This window comes from Pseudomonas spelaei, assembly GCF_009724245.1.
GTDB classification, from domain to species: domain Bacteria; phylum Pseudomonadota; class Gammaproteobacteria; order Pseudomonadales; family Pseudomonadaceae; genus Aquipseudomonas; species Aquipseudomonas spelaei.
The window spans coordinates 122,203-140,533 of the sequence record NZ_WNNK01000006.1 but is presented as its reverse complement, the minus strand read 5'-3'; the positions used below and the strand labels follow the sequence as shown (position 1 = coordinate 140,533).

15 protein-coding genes and 3 pseudogenes are annotated in these 18,331 nt (G+C 60.5%); 5 read left to right on the top strand and 13 right to left on the bottom strand.

Features of this window, described 5'->3' with window-relative positions; translation table 11 throughout:
• Nucleotides 1-58: 58 nt before the first annotated feature.
• From GNF76_RS09230 to GNF76_RS09205, 6 genes are read right to left on the bottom strand one after another with little or no spacing between them, the layout of a single operon-like run.
• Nucleotides 59-1,729: an ApeI family dehydratase gene (locus GNF76_RS09230; protein WP_155582868.1), complete on the bottom strand. Its 1,671-nt coding sequence runs from the start codon at nt 1,727-1,729 to the stop codon at nt 59-61.
• A complete protein-coding gene (locus GNF76_RS09225) occupies nt 1,726-2,271 on the bottom strand; it encodes a COG4648 family protein (RefSeq protein ID WP_155582867.1) in 546 nt (181 codons plus the stop codon). The genes GNF76_RS09230 and GNF76_RS09225 overlap by 4 nt, the downstream gene beginning before the upstream one ends.
• A complete protein-coding gene (locus GNF76_RS09220; RefSeq protein WP_003209389.1) occupies nt 2,268-2,522 on the bottom strand; it encodes an acyl carrier protein in 255 nt (84 codons plus the stop codon). The genes GNF76_RS09225 and GNF76_RS09220 overlap by 4 nt, the downstream gene beginning before the upstream one ends.
• Nucleotides 2,523-2,531: 9 nt before the next feature.
• Nucleotides 2,532-2,801, bottom strand: coding sequence for a phosphopantetheine-binding protein (locus tag GNF76_RS09215; protein WP_155582866.1), 270 nt, complete (start codon nt 2,799-2,801; stop codon nt 2,532-2,534).
• Nucleotides 2,779-3,591: a lysophospholipid acyltransferase family protein gene (locus GNF76_RS09210; protein WP_155582865.1), complete on the bottom strand. Its 813-nt coding sequence runs from the start codon at nt 3,589-3,591 to the stop codon at nt 2,779-2,781. Before GNF76_RS09210 ends, GNF76_RS09215 begins: the two co-directional genes overlap by 23 nt.
• A complete protein-coding gene (locus GNF76_RS09205) occupies nt 3,567-4,289 on the bottom strand; it encodes a beta-ketoacyl synthase chain length factor (protein ID WP_178123246.1) in 723 nt (240 codons plus the stop codon). The genes GNF76_RS09210 and GNF76_RS09205 overlap by 25 nt, the downstream gene beginning before the upstream one ends.
• Before the next feature lie 346 nt (nt 4,290-4,635).
• On the opposite strand from GNF76_RS09205, the gene GNF76_RS09200 reads away from it, so the two are divergent.
• Both GNF76_RS09200 and GNF76_RS09195 read left to right on the top strand, forming a co-directional pair.
• Nucleotides 4,636-5,406 (top strand): ParA family protein, encoded by a 771-nt coding sequence (locus GNF76_RS09200; protein ID WP_155582864.1) that lies wholly within the window; start codon nt 4,636-4,638, stop codon nt 5,404-5,406.
• A 547-nt stretch (nt 5,407-5,953) separates the two neighbouring features.
• Nucleotides 5,954-6,190: a DUF6124 family protein gene (locus GNF76_RS09195; RefSeq protein WP_155582863.1), complete on the top strand. Its 237-nt coding sequence runs from the start codon at nt 5,954-5,956 to the stop codon at nt 6,188-6,190.
• Here GNF76_RS09195 and trxC read toward each other — a convergent pair.
• The gene (trxC, locus tag GNF76_RS09190) at nt 6,178-6,612 is read right to left on the bottom strand and encodes a thioredoxin TrxC (RefSeq protein ID WP_155582862.1); all 435 of its coding nucleotides are present in this window, start codon (nt 6,610-6,612) and stop codon (nt 6,178-6,180) included. The two genes, GNF76_RS09195 and trxC, sit on opposite strands and share 13 nt — an antisense overlap.
• Nucleotides 6,613-6,696: 84 nt before the next feature.
• Here trxC and GNF76_RS09185 point away from each other — a divergent pair.
• Nucleotides 6,697-6,912, top strand: a pseudogene (locus GNF76_RS09185) (transcriptional regulator); the annotation flags it as partial.
• Between the two features lie 21 nt (nt 6,913-6,933).
• Here GNF76_RS09185 and selO read toward each other — a convergent pair.
• The 5 genes and pseudogenes from selO to GNF76_RS29895 form a co-directional block, all read right to left on the bottom strand.
• Nucleotides 6,934-8,397 (bottom strand): protein adenylyltransferase SelO, encoded by a 1,464-nt coding sequence (gene selO / locus GNF76_RS09180; RefSeq protein WP_155582860.1) that lies wholly within the window; start codon nt 8,395-8,397, stop codon nt 6,934-6,936.
• 49 nt (nt 8,398-8,446) lie between these two features.
• The gene (mscK, locus tag GNF76_RS09175; protein WP_155582859.1) at nt 8,447-11,785 is read right to left on the bottom strand and encodes a mechanosensitive channel MscK; all 3,339 of its coding nucleotides are present in this window, start codon (nt 11,783-11,785) and stop codon (nt 8,447-8,449) included.
• A 70-nt stretch (nt 11,786-11,855) separates the two neighbouring features.
• Nucleotides 11,856-13,598 (bottom strand): potassium/proton antiporter, encoded by a 1,743-nt coding sequence (locus GNF76_RS09170; protein ID WP_155582858.1) that lies wholly within the window; start codon nt 13,596-13,598, stop codon nt 11,856-11,858.
• Nucleotides 13,599-13,896: 298 nt separating this feature from the next.
• Nucleotides 13,897-14,496: pseudogene (locus GNF76_RS29900) on the bottom strand (methyl-accepting chemotaxis protein); the annotation flags it as partial.
• A gap of 303 nt (nt 14,497-14,799) precedes the next feature.
• Nucleotides 14,800-15,456, bottom strand: a pseudogene (locus GNF76_RS29895) (MCP four helix bundle domain-containing protein); the annotation flags it as partial.
• A gap of 342 nt (nt 15,457-15,798) precedes the next feature.
• Between GNF76_RS29895 and GNF76_RS09160 the strand changes: the two are divergent.
• Entirely contained in the window at nt 15,799-16,029 is a 231-nt protein-coding gene (locus tag GNF76_RS09160; RefSeq protein ID WP_155582856.1) for a hypothetical protein, read from the top strand.
• Entirely contained in the window at nt 16,026-16,328 is a 303-nt protein-coding gene (locus tag GNF76_RS09155) for a cell division protein ZapA (RefSeq protein ID WP_155582855.1), read from the top strand. Before GNF76_RS09160 ends, GNF76_RS09155 begins: the two co-directional genes overlap by 4 nt.
• On the opposite strand, the gene GNF76_RS09150 is transcribed toward GNF76_RS09155, so the two are convergent.
• On the bottom strand, nt 16,329-18,131 hold the full coding sequence (locus GNF76_RS09150) for an acyl-CoA dehydrogenase (RefSeq protein ID WP_155582854.1): 1,803 nt from the start codon (nt 18,129-18,131) through the stop codon (nt 16,329-16,331).
• Nucleotides 18,132-18,331 lie beyond the last annotated feature (200 nt).

The window sequence follows — 18,331 nt, the reverse complement described above, 5'->3', positions numbered from 1 at the left end:
CACCGACCCAAAGTGGGAGCGGGCTTGCCCGCGATTGAGTGCGTAGCACTCACCAGGCTTATACATGGTCTGCCTCCAGCACTATCCGGCCACTGGAGCAGGCGGCCGTGTCGTTGCGGTAGGAGAAGTACAACTTGCTGCGTTCGCGGTCGAAGCGCAGGTGCAGTTCAATCCGGTCGTCGGGGCGTACCAACTGCTGGAACTTGAGCACTTCCATTCCGGCGAATTTGCCCGGCAGGTCGAGCAACTGCTGGCCCAGGCTCAACGCCCAGTCCACTTGCACGACACCCGGCAGTACCGGGGTTTGCGGGAAGTGGCCGCTGAAGTAGGCCAGGTCCGGCGGGATCGCCAGTTGCAGGGTCCATTCGCCGTTGGTTTCCACTTGCTCCAGCACTTCTGGGGCCTTGGGCCGAGGCGCGAGCAGCAGCGCTTCGACGTCGGCCTGGGGCAACTTGCCTTGGGTATTAAGCGGTAACTGACGCAGCAGGCGCCAGCGGCGCGGCAATGCCAGGGCTTCGCAGTGTTGGCTCAGGTGCTGGCGCAGGGTTTGGGTGACGGTGCGTCGGCCTTGATTACGCAGGGCATGCAGGCCGGGCGCTTTGAGCACCACCAGGGCGCCGAGGGAGGCGCGGTTTTCCTGCACCACCCCGAGGCGGGTTTCCGCGACCCAAGGGTGATCCATCAGTGCCTGTTCCAGCATCGGCAGGGAGATGCGTTTTTCTTCCAGCTTGACGATCCGGTCCAGGCGGCCCAACAGCTCGAAGCGACCATCGGCGTGGATCTTCGCGGCGTCGGCGGTCTGCTCGATGTGCCCGGCGGGCAAGTACGGCGAGGCGATGCGCAAGGCACCGTCAGCGTTCTGGCTTATCTGCACATCGGCAAACGGCTGCCAGGGCTGCTCGCCCTGGCGCCAGGCGATGCCGCCGGTTTCCGAGCTGCCGAGGATTTCCGTCGGCCATTGCTGCAAGCGTTGCTGCAGGCTACTGGCGGCTTCCATTGGCAAGGCGCCACCGGAGGAGAACACGCGCTTGACCGCACTCAATGCCGGCCAGTCGAGGTTGTCGCCCATGCGCTTGAGCAGCGCCGGGCTGGCGATCCAGGCGAAGTGCGGCTGTTCGCGGCTGGCCCGCTGCAGGTCTTCCGGAAAGGCCAGTTGCTGGCGCACAAAGGTCCGCCCGGCACACAGCGGCCACAGCACCCGGAACAGCAAGCCGTAGATGTGTTGAGTGGCAACGCTGCCGATGATGCAGGCTTCACCGAGCTCAGCGCCCCATAGGGTTTCCAGCGCCTGAACCTCATTGGCCAGTTGCCGCAGGGTTTTATCGATGCGCTTGGGTTCGCCACTGGAGCCGGAGGTGCACAGGCTTAATTGGCAATGATCCAGGTCGAGGGCGGCGGCGGCCAATGGTGCCTGGTAGAGCGCGTCGAGATCGGCGGCTTCTGTCAGCCAACCGTCCACGTCGTCCGCCCAGCGTTGACGGGTTTGGGGTTGCAGGTCGGCCGGCAACAGCACACTGACTCCGGCGCGCCAGGCGCCCAGGAGGGCAGTCGCCAACACGCCGGCATCTTCCAGATGCACCGCCAGCCGCTGGATGCCACGAGCTTGCAGCCCGGCCGCCAGGCTCAGGGATTGTTCCCACAGTTGCGCATGATTCAACGCCGGCGCACGGGTAACTGGGCGCTGCGCCACAGGCTCAAGCAGCAAGTGCTCAAGATTCAACCAATTCATACGCGGCCTCGAATCCTTTGTCGTACCAGCCATTCCACGGCAAACAACAGCCCCATCAACCCGTAGGCGATCAGGCCGTTGTACAACGTCCACCAGCTCAGCGGCGCCCACAGTGTGAGGGCGGCAGCGAACAGGCCGTTACACAGAAAAAATACACTCCAGACCACGGTGACCTGACGGGTATATCGAATCGCCACGTCGGGCAGTTGCGGCTCGGTCATGCGTGCCAGGCGCTCGACCATCGGCGGGCCATACTTGAGGCTCAGGCCGAACAACGCCAGCATGAAGCCGCTGACCAGGCTTGGGTACCAGCGCAACAGTTGCGGGTTATCGAACCAGGCCAGCAGCAGGCAAAACACAACGGCCACCACCGCCATCCAGCGGGCGCCTGGGTTGCGGGCACCGGTCAGCGCCCGCAGTAGCCAGAGGCAGGCCAGCAGCAGGCCAAATTGCCACGGTGCAAAATGCTCCGTACCGAAATACACCGCAAAGGGGTACAGCAGCCCCGCCAGCAACAGGCCAAGGCCGATCAGCCGGCTCATGCGGCCGGCTGGACCAGACGGTAGACCGCCTCGACCACGTCGTTCACGGTGCGCACGGCCTTGAACTCTTCGGCGGCGATTTTCTTGCCGGTCTGGCGCTTGATGTGGTCGATCAGGTCGACCGCATCGATGCTGTCGATTTCCAGGTCCTGATACAGGTTGGCGTCGAGGGTGACGCGTTCAGGTTCCAGTTCAAACAGTTCCACCAAGGCGTCGCGCAGGGTGTTGAAAATATCGTCACGAGTTTGCATGGTACGGTCTCAAGCTGCCTGTCGGGCCGTGACGAACGCCGCGAGGCTGGCCACGTTGGTGAAGTGATTGCGAGTGTCCTTGGCGTCGGCATCTATCTTGATGCCGTACTTTTTCTGGATGGCCAGGCCCAATTCCAGGGCATCGACGGAATCCAGGCCCAGGCCTTCGCCGAACAGGGTTTGCTCGTTGCCGATGTCGTCCACGCTGATGTCTTCAAGGCCCAGGGCCTCAATGATCAGCGCTTTTATGTCGTGCTCAAGGCGGTGTTGGTCGCTCATCTTCGGCGAGCTCCTTAATAAAATACTGGTGCAGGTAATCGTTGAGCTTGCGTGAAGCCTGGGGCGCGGGCCCCAGTGCTGCAAACGCCTGTGGTTCTATATCGGCACCGACTCGCAAACTGAAGTGAAAACGACGTTTTGGGATGCGGTACCAGGGTTCGGCCTTGGTCAGAGTGGTGGGGCTGACCGTGATCACCACGGGGGTGATGATTGTCGCACCCCGCAGGGCAATGGCGGCGCCCCCGCGATGAAAGGCCGGCATCTGGCCCGGTGAGGTACGGGTGCCTTCGGGAAATATGATCAGGGTCTGGCCTTCCCGCAGGGCATTCGCAGCGGCATCGAGCATGTCCGCGCTGCCGTCATTGCTGATGTAGCCGGCGTCGCTCACCGGTCCGCGCGTGAACGGGTTTTGCCACAGGCTCTGCTTGACCACGCAGTTGGTCTGGCGCATCAGGCCGATCAGAAACACCACGTCGATCAGCGACGGGTGGTTGGCGACGATCATCTGGCCAGGGCGGCCAAGATTCTCGGCGCCTTCGACGTTGTAAGTGAGAATGCCCAAACGCTGCATCATGCGAATAAAGCACCAGAACAGCCAACTGATGGTGTGGCGGGCGCGCTTTTGATGCTGACTGGCGCCACCCGGCAAGCAACTGAGCAGCGGAAATACCAGCAAGCGCAGGCACAGGCTGCCGACGCCAAACACGGTGAAGCTGGCGGCGGTGGCGAACAGACGCCAGTAGTAGGCGTGCCGAGGCTTGTCGGTCAGGGCTTGCGTTGCCAGTTCCATACTCGGTTCTTCCAGGCATGTTGGCAGGCATTCTGCTCATTGAGCAGGGTGCGCAGCAGGTTCAGGGCATGGGGCCACTGGGCTGTGGTGGAGGGTTGGACAGTGGCGGCGGTGAGTTCCAGCTGCCATTCGTCGCCCGGTGTCAGTAGCAGCCCAAGGGCGTAGGGGAATGGCACGTCGTCGATCCAGCTGGCGTAAGCCTCAGGGGGCTTTTCTTCGCTGATCACCAGCAATACGGCGGGTGCGCCTTCGTTGAGCAGGGCGGCGGCTTCCAGCATGCCGTGCTCCAGGCCATCGCCCGCAGCGGCGAGGGCGGTCATTTCACTGGTTTCATTGCGCAGGATCGACCACAGGCCAATCACCGCGTTATGCACCGACAAGCTGAACTGTGTGGGCGACAGCGGCTGGTCGTTGGCCAGGTCGCTGAGAATCTCCAGGGTGCGTGGGGTTTCGCCGTGGCGGGAAATAAACACCAGTGGCAGGTGCTGCAGGCCTTCGGCCAGCGGCCAGCCGACACTGAACGCCATCCGCGCCAGGCGACTCAGGCGCCTGCGTTGCATGGCAGGCAGGAATGACACATCGGGGGCGGCTTCGCTGCTGGCCAGCAACACCGGGGCCTGACACCAGGCGCGCCAGTCGTCCGCGCTTTCGAGCCCGGGGGCCCAGGCGCGCCATTGGGCGATGTTGAAATTGATCACTGAGAAGATTTCCCGCCCCTGCGGGCTTCCTTGTGCGGCGGTTGGCCCGGATTAACGGGACAGGGAGCAATGGCCGAGTGGGGCGCATTATCCCGGTGCGACTGGGTTCTAGCAAATTTTGGTAAAAAATTGTTCACAGGTCATTACAAAGTGCTGGAATTGATTGCCGATTGTCATCTATGAGGGATGGCCTGAGTTGTCGGTCTTTTCCGGTTCGCACCGTGTTCGCGCACTGCTGTTGCGCGGAATCAAACGGGTGCCTTTGTAGTACATGGATGAACAAGGTAGCTAACGGGCGCTTTTGCCCTCTACACTCGATCATTCATTGATACACGGAGGTTTTTCCATGCGGCGCGTGGTGTTCAATCAGAAAGGCGGTGTCGGCAAGTCCAGCATTGCCTGCAACCTAGCGGCGGTCAGCGCCAGTGAAGGCTATCGAACCCTGTTGGTGGACCTCGATGCCCAGGCCAACTCGACCCAGTACCTCACCGGGCTGACGGGTAATGACATTCCGATGGGCATTGCCGATTTCTTCAAGCAAACCCTGTCTTCCGGGCCGTTTTCGAAGAAAAACCAGGTGGATATCTACGAAACCCCGTTCGATAACCTGCATGTGATCACGGCCACGGCGGAATTGGCGGACTTGCAGCCCAAGCTTGAGGCCAAGCACAAGATCAACAAGCTGCGAAAGCTGCTGGATGAATTGAGCGAGGATTACGAGCGGATTTACCTGGATACGCCGCCAGCGCTGAATTTTTATGCGGTTTCTGCGCTGATTGCCGCTGATCGTGTATTGATCCCCTTCGATTGCGACAGTTTTTCGCGCCAGGCGCTGTATGGCCTGCTGGCGGAAATCGAAGAGCTGAAGGAAGACCACAACGAAGGTCTTGAGGTGGAAGGCATCGTGGTCAACCAGTTCCAGGCCCGGGCGAGCCTGCCGCAACAGATGCTGGATGAGTTGATCGCCGAAGGTTTGCCGGTGTTGCCGGTGTACCTGGGCAGTTCGGTACGGATGCGTGAGTCGCACCAGGCGAATATGCCGCTGATCCACCTGGACCCACGGCATAAGCTGACGCAGCAGTTTGTGGAGTTGCATAACCTGCTGGAAAACGCGTGATCGCTACGGGCAACACATAACAAATGTGGGGGCTGGCTTGTCGGGTCGCCGCATCGCTGCGATCACGGTTGTAGCCGCTGCCGAAGAATGAGGCTGCGATGGGCTGCGTAGCAGTCCCAAGGGCGGTCCTGCGGACACGCATCGCAGCCTCGTGCCTCGGCAGCGGCTACAGAAAGCCAAGTCTTCGAAGTTGTGTAGATACCGATGCTCATCGCGGGCAAGCCCGCTCCCACATTGGGTCTTTGTTCCTACAGGGAAATCGCTGTCTTGCGTCGTTGCCTACAGTGACGCCAGAATCCGCCGGCTTGTGCGCCTGGATGGGCGTCTCTAAGGTTCTTCGGTCACTGAAATCTCAGTGATCGGGTTTAGTAGCCCGTCAGAGCGTCGTAAAGTGCATGAGCCTCGTCTGTGTTTGATGGCGGCTGTGCGTAGGGCACCTTCGGGTGCGCCGGTCTTTGCGATGTTCCCCGGTCTACTAACCTGCGTACAGCTGCCACCCCTTTGTTTAGTAGCGATGTGATGGCGGCTCAATCCTGGAGCATCGTTCATGTTTAAAACTACTCCCAGCCTTTTCACCGCCACCCCCAACCTTCCTACTGAAACGCTGATCCTCAACAGTTACGAAACCTTCTCCTCGGTCCGCACCCTGTTGCTCAATCTTTCTAACGACCTCGCTGGTGAACACCGCGATGTAGCTCTGGCTATTCATCAATTGAGCGAGCTGGGCGTATTGCTGGTGGGCCAAATGATGGACCGCGAAGCGCCTGTGGTTCAAACGCCCTGACTACGCAACCAGCTCATCAACTGCGGCAACGGAAACGCCCCGCTCTGGCGCGCGACTTCCCGGCCATTCTTGAACAGAATCAGGCTAGGAATCGACCGAATACCCAGTTGCGCGGAAAGTTGCTGGTTGGCCTCGCTATCGAGCTTGGCCAATCGGCATTTTCCCGTCAGTTGCCCGGCCGCCTGTTCAAACACCGGTGCAAATGACTTGCACGGCCCGCACCACTCGGCCCACACATCGACCAACAGCGGCAGATCACCTTTGATCTGGCTGGCGTAGTCGCCTTGTTTCAGCTCAAAAGGTTTGCTCAGCAATACCGGCTGCTTGCAGCGCCCGCATTTAGGCGCATCGCCCAAGCGCTCGGCAGGGATGCGGTTAAGACCGTTGCAGTGGGGGCAGGGAATTACCAGAGGATCGGACATGGTGGGCTCCGCTTAAATGGGCAATGGGATCTATTTGGAGCCAGCGCCGCGATTTATCAAGGAACAACCGAAAGAGGATTAATCATGAGCGAACTCGTCAAACAAGCCATCAAGCATTGGCCTTTTGTTTCGCCCCTTTTGTGCAAACCTAAAACCGAGAGTGATTATGATGTTCTGGCCCAGGCTCTTGATGAGTTACTGGACCTGATTGGAGAAGATGAGTCCAACCCGCTGATGAGTCTGGTGGACATCATCGGTGATTGGATCGAAGCCTATGATCTTGAGCACTGGCCCATGCCCGGCGATGGTGCCTGATCGTCTTTAAGAGGAACAACTGATCTCCAAATGCTTGCCCCAATCCGGCGGCCGCTGCGCGTATTGCTCCATTCCAACCTGTTCTTCAAACGGCTTTGTCAGTACCTCATGCAGCCGGCGCACTTCGCTGTAATCCCCCAACTCAGCCGCCTGAATAGCGTTCTGAGCCAGGTAATTACGCAGGATATAAAGCGGGTTAACCGCGTGCATCCGCTCACGCCGCAGTTCTTCGCTGCCATTGGCTTCCCGCTCGACACGGGCTTTGTACAGGTCAGCCCAGGCATCAAACCCCTTGAGGTCGACAAAGTCATCGCGCAACCGAGCCACAGCTAGTGCTGCCGATTCATCCCCCAGTCGGCGGAAGAACAAGGTGTAGTCAACGCCGCTGTTTTGCATCAGTTGCAGCAGTCGCTCCACCAGTTTCTGGTCATCGTCTTCGGCAGTGGTAAAACCCAAGCGGCGACGCATCAGGTCCAGGTAGTGAGCCTGGAACAGCGGCAGGTACAGGCCGAGGGTTTCGCGCAGGGCTTCAACGCTGATGAAGGGTGTCAACGCCTGAGCCAACGCACTGAGGTTCCACTGGCCAATCGGTACCTGGTTGCTGAACGAATAACGCCCTTGGTCATCGGAATGGTTGCAGATGAACTGAGCATCGAAGTCGTCGAGGAAGGCAAACGGCCCGAAGTCGAAGGTAATACCGAGGATCGACATATTGTCGGTGTTCATCACCCCATGGCAGAAACCATAGGCCTGCCATTTGGCGATCAGCTCGGCGTTGCGCTCGACGATTTCGCGGAACATCGCCAGATACGGTTCGGGTTGTTCCAGGCACTCAGGGAAGTGCAGCGACAAAACGTGCTCAGCCAGTTGCTTCTGTTGTTCGGGTTTCTTGGTGTAGTAGAAGTATTCGAAGTGGCCAAACCGCACATGGCTCGGTGCCAGGCGCAAGACCATAGCGGCGCGCTCCTGTTTCTCGCGCCACACCGGTGTGGTCGAGCCAATCACGCACAGTGCGCGGCTGCTGGGAATGCCCAGGGCATGCAGGGCTTCAGAGGCCAGAAATTCGCGAATCGAGGAACGCAGCACCGCGCGACCATCGCCCATGCGCGAGTACGGGGTTTGCCCGGCGCCCTTGAGGTGCAGGTCCCAATGCTCGCCGGCCTGGTTGTAGACCTCGCCCAGCAACAACCCTCGACCATCACCCAACTGCGGGTTGTAGGAGCCGAATTGATGCCCGGAATAGATCATCGCCCGCGGCTCGGCCTCGGCCCAGAGTTTGTGCCCGCCAAACAGTTCGGCAAATACCGGTGTTTCGGCAACGGCTGGGTCGAGGTCGAGCAGCGCCATGGCAGCTTCGCTCGCAACCACCAGGCGCGGCTCGTCGATGGGCTCGGGCAGCACGTGGGTTGAGAACGCATCGCCCAGGCGTGCGAAGCGGTTGTCGAAGGTCAGTTCGTCGAGGGCTTTCAACGGCCATCTCCCAGCAGAATGTCCGAACATTCTGCTGGGGATAACGCGTTTAGTCGAGTTTGGTCGGCGGTGTGGCAGGCCCCGAGGCGTCGTTTGCAGGCTTGTTGGGCGGGTCTACTTCCACCAGCTTGTATTCCTGGCCGTGGAGGTTTTTCAGGTAAACCTCCATCTGCCGGAACGAGATGTTGATGTGGTGATTCTTGAACTCACGGTTGATGAAGCGGTTGACCTCATCGATCACCGGGTTGCGATCGCCCAGGTCGCGTACATGCATGCGCAGTTCGTGGTCGAGGGTGCTTTCGCCGAAGTTGAGGAAGTACACGTGGGGTTCCGGCTCTTTCAGCACCCGCGGGTTTTCCCGGGCGGCCTGCAGCAGCAATGCTTTCACCAGGTCCAGGTCGGAGCCATAGTCCACACCGAGCTTCAGGGTGACCCGGGTGATGGTGTCGGTCAGCGACCAGTTGATCAGTTGTCCGGTAATGAACGTCTTGTTCGGGACAATGATGTCCTTGCGGTCGAAGTCGGTGATGGTGGTGGCGCGGATGCGGATCTTGCTGACTGTGCCCGACAGGTTGCCGATGGTGATGGTGTCGCCGATCCGCACCGGGCGTTCGAACAGGATCATGATGCCGGAGATGAAGTTGGCGAAAATCTCCTGCATACCAAAACCCAACCCCACCGATAGCGCCGCCACCAGCCATTGCAACTTGTCCCAGCTCACGCCGAGGGTGGAGAGGGTGGTGACAAAGCCGATACCGGCGATCACATACGACAACAGCGTGGTGGTGGCGTAGGCGCTGCCCTGGGCCAGGTCCAGCTTTGACAGCACCAGGACCTCCAGCAGACCGGGCAGGTTGCGCGCCAGGGCAAAGGTGATGCCGACGATGATCGATGCACCCAGCAGGTCGCCGATGCTGATGGGCACCATGCTGATGTTGGCACCGGTGCCGCTGGTGTATTCGTAGAGGGTGACGTTGTCCAGGTAGGAGAATACGGTGATCAGGTCTTTCCAGACCCAGTACAACGCCGCGATAAAACCACCGAGCAGGGCCAGGCGAATCAGGCGCATGGACTGTTCGTTGACCTGTTCGATGTCCAGGGTGGGTTCTTCGATCACCGCTTCGCCGTCGCCGGCTTCCTTGGCGGCCTGGCGTTTGGCCAGGGCGCGGGAATAGGCCAGGCGCCGGGCCGCAACCCCCAGGCCGCGGACGAAGGTGGCTTCGATCACCAGCCAGAACATCAGCAGGTACAGGGTGTTGATCAGGCGGTCGCTGAGTTTGAGGGCGGTGTAGTAGTAGCCAAAGCACACCGCGATAAACAGAGCGATGGGCAGCGCGGTGAAGAGCAGGCCCACGGCTTTGCGAAACAGCGAGGCTTTTTCATGGGTCGGGCTGTTGAGGAGCAGGCGACTGAGCAGCCATGCCATCAGTGCATAGCAGGCCAATACCACGCCGATACCCAGTACGTCGTCGGCCAAGGCTGCGGGTTGGTGCTCTGCAATGGCCACCACGGCCACCAGTGCCAGTACCACCAGCCCCAGCTTTCGGATCCAGCCCTGGAGGAATTCGACCTGGGGCTTCTCCCAGCGGAAGTGCAGTTCGGCCACGCCACCCGGCGCGAGGATCCGATAGGCGGTGTAGAACACCATCCATGCCTGGGCAATTTGCAACAGAGCTGCGCCCAGGTTGGCGTTTTGTCCGCGTGCGTCGATTTGCAGTGCATAGCCACACAGGGCCAGGCCCAGGGCCACTGGCATCGCCAGCAGGATATTCACCAGGATCGCTACGGGCGTGTGCCACTGGCTATCGCGCTTGAAATGGCCGATGTCCAGGTGGATTTTCTTCAGTCGGGCGTACAGGTAACTACGCCGCCACAGCAGGGCGCCAATCAACAGCAGCAGAGGCAGGAACAGCAGGGGACGCTGAGTCAAGCCGTCGTACAGCTCGCTGACACTGGAGGCCCAGGGCAGGGTGGTGACCTGTTTGCTCAAGCGCGAGGGCACGGTTTCCAGCCATTCGGCGTCCAGCGGCTTGTTGCTGGGAATCCAGAACATCTGTTCATCAAGCGTCGCCCGCAGGTTGGTCGCGGTGCTCAACAGTTGCTTCTGGTTCAGTTGCAGGGTGATGGATTCGTTGAGCAGCGCGCTCAGCTCGCGGCTCAGTCGCTCCAGCAAATCGCTACGGGTGTCAGCCAGCTCCAGCAGGGTACGGCGCAGTTGTGGGGTGACCTGGTCCGCCGGCTGGGTGGCCAGCAAGTTGTCGACGTAGGTGCTGGGTGGATTGATCAGTTCGCGCTGTTGGTTGACTTCAAATTGGTACAGGCGAATGTTGGCAATGTCGTCCGCCAGGTTGCGATCTACGGTCAGGCGCGGTAGCGCCTGTTTCTGCTTATAAAGAATCTTCGACAGCAACAGGCTGCCCTTGAGCACGTTGATCTGCTCATCCAGCGCCGAGTCGCTTTGCGTCACGGTGTCCAGTTGTTGTTTGGTTTGCAGGTTCTTCTGGGTCAGTTCATTGAGCCGGTCAGTGCTTTTGAGCAGGTAATCGGACAGCTTGAGGTTGTCGGCACTTTCGGTGGCCAGCAAGCTGCTACCGCCGGTTTTCTGCGCCTCGATGGATTGCTGGGTCACCGTTTCCTGGGACTGGGCCAGGCGTTTCTGGTTGATCAGGGTTTGCAGGTCCTGGATTTCCTGCTCCAGGCGGCTGGTTTTTTCCAGCGCCAGATCATGCTGGCTGTTGCCCAAGTCTTGCAGTTGGCTGTTGCTCGCCAGCTCCTGGCGACGCAGGGGAATCAGGGCATTAAGGGATGCCAGTTCGGCGTTCAACTGATTGCGCTGGTCGCCGCTGAGGGTCTTGCCATTGTCTTTGCCCAGTTTGAGGATGGCGTTGATCTGCTGAATGCGCGTCTGACTGCTGCTGATTTCGGTCTGGGCGCGCTCGGGGCGGGTCTGGGCAGCGATGGTCAGGCTGTTGGCGTCGGCCAGGTCCTTTTGCAGGTCGCCTTGCTGGGTGCTGCGCTGCACCAGCAGTTGTTCAAGCTGCGGCACCGGCAGGCTGGCGTAGCGTTGGGTGACCGGAATGACCTTGGTGGCCTTGAGACGGCTTAGCTCGCGCTGGTTGTCTATGGTCCGGCGTGGCGCGTCTTCCAGTTGGCGCTTGAGATCGACCAGGCGCTGCTGGTAGTCCTGCTGGTTACCCAGGAAGGTCAAGGTCTGCTGCAGGATGCTCTGCAGGGCCTTCATGTCCGCATCCGGCAGTTTGCGGTCGGGCAGCTTGTCCAGGGTTTGCTGGACGGACTCGGCGCTGGGCGGATCGGCCGCTTGCACGGTGCCGACACAGAGACTCAGGCCCAGCAGGGCAGTAGCTAGAAAAATGCGCAGGGTTGTCATAGAGACCGGTCGAGCAAGATGGAATAGAGGGGGCGGCCTGACGTCGAATGGCGCGTCATCGCCCCGCAGTTTAGAGGAAGAGTCCGGGGCCCGGGCGACTTCCTTCGGGGAATCTGACGCCGACTTTGCCAATCTTGTTCCCGTCCATGACTGCGACGGTCCAGATGGTGTTGTTCCACTCCACCTGGTCGCCCACCACCGGTGCACCACCGACTTTCTGGGTGATGAAACGGCTCAATGGCATGTCCGGATCGATACCCTCGAGCTTGAGCCCGTACAGCGCCGAAACCGCGCCCAGCTGGGCGTCGCCTTCGAGAACGAAGTCGCCGAAGAAGCGCAGGTCGAGGCCCCGTTGAGGTGCCTGGCTGAACAGCTTGCCGAGGGCTGGCAGGTTGTGTTCATGGCCGATGACGCAGAGCAAATCGTCGACCTCCAGCACGGTACTACCCGACGGGTGGAGCAGTTGCTGGCCACGAAACAGCGCGGCGATGCGCGTGCCTTCGGGCATTTTCAGCTCGCGAAGGGCCGCGCCGATGCACCATTTCTCCGCGCCGAGTCGGTAGACGAACAGCTCCCACTCGCTGGTGACATGCACTTCCAGGGCCGCCCGGGAAATCGGTGCGGGCTCCGGCGGTACCGTCACCTTCAGCAATTTGGCGACCCACGGCAGGCTGGTGCCCTGGACCAGCAATGAGACCAGCACGATAAAGAACGCCAGGTTGAAATACAGCTGGGCGTGGGGCAGGCCGGCCATCAGCGGGAATACCGCAAGAATGATCGGTACCGCGCCGCGCAGGCCGACCCAGGCGATAAAGGCTTTTTCCCGGCCGTGGAAGGCCTTGAAGGGCAGCAGGCCAACCATCACCGACAGTGGCCGGGCGAACAGAATCATCCACAACGCCAGGCCCAGGGCCGGCAGCGCGATAGGCAGCAAATCATGGGGCGTGACCAGCAGGCCCAGCACCAGGAACATGCCGATCTGTGCCAGCCACGCCATGCCGTCGAGCATGTGCAGGATGCCGTGGCGGCTGCGTACAGGGCGGTTGCCGATCACCAGGCCGCACAGGTACACCGCGAGGAAGCCGCTGCCGTGCAAGGCGTTGGTCAGGGCAAACACCACCAGGCCGCCAGCAATCACCAGGATCGGGTACAGGCCGTTGGCCAGATTGATGCGGTTGACCATTTGCAGCATCAACCAGCCGCCGCCCAGGCCGATGAAGCCGCCGATGCCGAACTCGCGGATCAAGTGGCCCAACAGGCTCCAGTGCAGGCCGGTCTGGCCGCTGGCGAGCATGTCGATCAGGGTCACGGTGAGGAACACCGCCATCGGGTCGTTGCTGCCGGATTCGATTTCCAGGCTGGCGCTGACCCGTTCGTTCAGGCCCTTGCCGCCCAGGAGTGAGAACACCGCTGCGGCGTCCGTGGAGCCGACGATGGCGCCGATCAGCAGGCCTTGGATAATGTTGAGGTCGAACAGCCAGGCCGCGGCCATACCCGTGAGGCCGGTGGTGATCAACACCCCCACGGTTGCCAGCGACAAGGCTGGCCACAGTGCCACGCGAAAACTCGCCACCCGTGTTCGCAAGCCACCATCGAGCAGGATCACGGCCAGTGCCAGGTTGCCTACGAGATAGGCGGTCGGGTAATTATCGAAGATGATGCCGCCGCCATCGACACCGGCGGCCATGCCCACGGCCAGGATGATCACCAGAATCGGGATGCCCAGGCGGGACGAAAGAGAACTCACCAGAATGCTCGCACCTACCAGCAACGCGCCGATCAAGAACAGGCTGTTGATGGTCGTCGCATTCAAAGGCAGTACTCCACGAGCAGGAAAGACGGGCGCAAACTGACCATGCAGTCTGCGTGCCAGCGATTCTAACCTGTTGAAATGCTGCGCTGTCAAAAAGCTTTTGCGGGGCGAGCGCAGAGCCAATGTGGGAGCGGCGGTGCGACGATTCGACTTGCTCGCGAACAGGCAAGCCGCTGCCGAGGTACGAGGCTGCGATGGGTTTGGTGCGGCATTCCGACGAAGCGGCCCCGAGGGCGGTCCTGCGGCCCGCATCGCAGCCTCGTGCCTCGGCAGCGGCTACAACGTGATGCGGTGTCAGTTAGAGGCGGAACCGCCCCACCATCCCATTCAAGTCCACCGCCAACCGCGACAGCTCATTACTGGCCGCACTGGTCTGGCTGGCACCGGTCGCCGATTGCACCGACAGGTCGCGAATGTTCACCAGGTTGCGATCCACTTCCCGCGCCACTTGCGCCTGCTCTTCGGCGGCACTGGCGATCACCAGATTGCGCTCGTTGATCTCGACAATCGCGGTATTGATGGTGTCCAGCGACATCCCCGCGCCCTTGGCAATATTCAGCGTCGACTCTGCGCGCTCGGTGCTGTTGCGCATCGAATCCACTGCGTGTTCGGTACCGGCCTGGATACTGCCGATCATCCGCTCGATCTCGCTGGTGGACTGCTGCGTACGATGGGCCAGGGCTCGCACTTCATCGGCCACTACCGCAAAACCACGCCCGGCTTCGCCGGCACGCGCCGCTTCAATGGCCGCGTTCAGCGCCAGCAGGTTGGTCTGGTCCGCCAGGCCGCGAATCACGTCCAGCACTTTGCCGATGTCTCGGGATTCTTCCGCCAGGTTGCCGATCAGTGTCGCCGTTGCCTGCACGTCACTGCTCATGCGCTCGATGGCGCCGACGGTTTCCTGTACCAGGTCACGGCCGTCACCGGCAGAGGCGGTGGCATTTTTCGAGGCTTCGGAAGTGCTCACGGCATTGCGGGCGACTTCTTCGACGGCGCTGGTCATCTCGTTGACAGCGGTGGCGGCTTGCTCGATTTCGTTGTTTTGCTGGGTCAGGCCACGGGCGCTTTCGTCGGTGACGGCGTTCAGCTCTTCAGCGGCCGAAGCCAACTGGGTGGCGGAGCCGGAAATGCGTTGCAGGGTATCCCGCAGCTTTTCCTGCATCTTCGCCATGGCCAACAGCAGGCGTCCGGCTTCGTCCTCACCCTCAACCTTGATCGGGCGAGTCAGGTTGCCTTCGGCGATTTCCTCAGCCGCACTCAGGGCCTGAGAAATCGGCTGGGTAATGCTGCGGGTCAGCAGCCAGGCGAACAGCAGGGTCAGCGCCGTGGCGAATACCAACAGGACGACCACCAGGTTGAACGCTGTGTCGTATTGATTGGCCGCTTGTTCGTTGGTGGCGATGGCCGCTTTGTTGTTGATATCCAGCAAGCGGTTCAGAACGGTGTTGACCTGCTCGGAGTTATTCAGCAGCTCGGTGTTCAGCATGACCCGCAACTCATCCACTTGATTAGCCCGGGACAGGCTCTTCATGCGCGCTTCAATCTGATGGTATTGCCCCAGCAACCGCACGTACTCGTCGTAGGCGCTGCGCTCTTCACTGCTGGTGATCAGCTTTTCGTAGATACCCTGGGCGGTGCGGATCTGCTGATTGCGCACATCAAAGGCCTCCAGGGTCTTTTGCTGTACGTCCGGCTCGCGGTTGGTCAGCAAGCGATAGGACAACACCCGCAGACGCAGGGTCAGTTGAGTGAACTCGTCCAGGGCGCGGATGCTGGGCACGCTGCTCAGGGTGATGTCTTCAGTGGCCGCGCGGATCTTGCTCATCTGGTTCAGGGCGAACACACCGAGAAACAACATCAGGGCGCCAATCAGCGCGAAGCCGAGGAATGCCCGTGGCGCGATATTCATATTACGAAGAGACATGCTGTCATCCTGGAAGAAGCGCGATCCGTGCGGCTTTGAGACGGGTTGTCCCATGACCTATCGGTCATGGGACTAAAGTCTTGAGGGGGTGCGCTCTTTTGTCGCAGTTGACGCGAATCAGGGTGGGGTCAGGAACCAGATGGGCTAAAAGCAGTCACTAAGGCTCTAAAGTGCGGCCTGCCCTGTAAAATCAAGGCCGCGCGCCAGGATAACCCTGGCATCCGAGGTGAATTTTCTTTATCGTCACCGCCCTTTGAAAATGCCCGAGAAATCAAAATGTTAGAAGCATCCCTCAGCCAATTGGAACAACTGGTCAGCGATCTGGTACAGCAAAATCAGGAACTGCTGGGCACCAACGAATCCCTCAAGGCAGAACTGGCCCGCGCCAAGGATGAAAACGACAGTCTGCAATTGAACCTGATGGAACAGGAAGAAAAACAGGGCGCTACCGCGGCGCGTATTCAGGCGTTGGTTGAGCGTGTGAGCGCAGGTCCTGTCAGCGCATGAGTCAAGGCACCGAGGGGGTAAAGGTCGTTTCGATTCTCGGTGAGGATTACTCGATCAAGGCACCGGTTGGGGAAGACACTACGCTGATGAGCGCTGTGACCATGCTGAAGGCGTCCCTGGCCATCACCAAGAAAAAGTACCCGACATTGATCGGTGACAAACTGCTGGTACTGGCGGCGCTGAACCTGTGTGCCGAACAGATCGAAATGCAGCAGCGCCACCAGCAGGAACTCGACCGTTACCAAGAGCAAGTCAGCGCCACGGTCGAGGTGATCTCCAAGGCAATCGGTCAGCCCTGACTAGAACCACTCATCCTGCATGCCCAGGCACGTATCGTCCCGTGCCTCAAGAATCGCCAGTTCATGATGGCAGCCCGGTATTTCCCACGTGAGGAAGTACCGGGCGGCTTGCAGCTTGCCTTTATAGAAGGCGACATCGGCAGCATTGCCCTTGGCCAGCCCTTCCTCGGCGCGTATCGCCTGCTCCAGCCAGCGCCAGCCAATCACCGTATGCCCAAACACTTTCAGGTACAGCGCCGAGTTCGCCAGGCTGCTGTTGACCTTGCCTTGGGCAAGATCCGTCAACAGCCCAAGCGTGACGGCTTGCAGGCGTGCGACCAGCGTTTCCAGCGGCTCACGCAGTGCCGTGAGTGATGGATAGGCCTGTGCCCGCGCACCGGTCTCGGCGATCAGTCGAATCAATTGCTTCAAGCCCGCGCCGCCGTTCTGCGCCAGTTTGCGGCCCAGCAAATCCAGCGACTGGATGCCGTGGGTGCCTTCGTGGATCGGGTTCAGGCGGTTGTCGCGGTAGTACTGCTCCACCGGGTATTCCCGGGTGTAGCCATGGCCCCCGAGAATCTGGATCGCCAGTTCGTTGGCCTTCAGGCAGAACTCCGAGGGCCAGGATTTGACGATGGGGGTCAGCAGGTCGAGCAGTTCATGGGCCTGTTTGCGTTCAGCTTCAGTTTCAAGCGTCGTGGTGTCGTCGAACAGGCGGGCCGCATACAGGCCCAGGTCGAACGAACCCTCCACATAGGCTTTCTGGGTCAGCAGCATGCGCTTGATATCGGCGTGCTGGATGATTGATACCGGCGCGGTGTTCGGGTCCTTGCTGTCGGGCAGCCGCCCTTGTGGGCGTTCCCGGGCGTACTCCAGCGAGTAGAGGTAACCGGCGTAACCAAGCATCACCGCGCCCATGCCGACACCGATCCGCGCCTCGTTCATCATCTGGAACATGCAGCTCAGGCCCTGGTGAGGCTTGCCTACCAGATAGCCGACACAGTCTCCATTATCGCCGAAATTCAGTGCCGTCGAGGTGGTGCCGCGCCAGCCCATCTTGTGGAACAGCCCGGCCAGCAGCACGTCGTTGCGCTGGCCCAGGCTGCCGTCGTCATTGACCAGGAACTTGGGCACGATAAACAGCGAAATGCCCTTCACCCCGGCAGGCGCATCCGGCAGCTTGGCCAGCACCATGTGCACGATGTTTTCCGACAGCGGGTGATCGCCACCTGAGATGAAAATTTTGTTGCCCTTGAGGCGATAGGTGCCGTCAGCCGCCGGCTCTGCGCGGGTGCGAATATCCGACAGGGACGAACCGGCATGGGGTTCGGTCAAGGCCATGGTGCCGAAGAAGCGGCCTTCGATCATCGGTTGCAGGAAGCGCTGTTTTTGCTCCTCGGAGCCGAAGCTTTCGATCAGGTTGGCGGCGCCCATGGTCAGGAACGGGTAGGACGTGGAGGCGGCGTTGGCTGACTGGAAGTGGGCGAAGCAGGCTTGGGACAGCAGGGTCGGCAGTTGCATGCCACCGGCTTCGAAGCTGCGGGCGGCATTGAGAAAGCCGGCTTCGAGGAAGGCATCCACGGCCGGCTTCACTTCCGGAATCAGAATCGCCTGACCGTTCTCATAGCGCGGCTCGTTCTCGTCACCCTTGCGGTTGTGCGGTGCGAAGAATTTTTCGGCAATGTTGCGGGCGGTGCTGATGGCGGCGTCGAAGGTTTCGCGGTTGTGTTCGGCAAACCGCTCGCGCTGGGTCAGGCCCTCGGCATCGAGGACTTCATACAGCTCGAAAGCCAGATTGCGGGAACTGAGCAGCGTCTCGGACATGGCGGCTTACCTGTGTGGGAATACGCCTGAGTCTAAGTGCGGGAATAGAGGCTGGATAGCAAGATTGATTTGGGTGATGCAGCGGCAGAACAACAGCAGAGAGTTGCAAACACGATCAGTGTGGGAGCGGGCTTGCCCGCGATTACGGAGTGTCAGCCAATACATTAATTGGCTGATCCACCGCTATCGCGGGCAAGCCC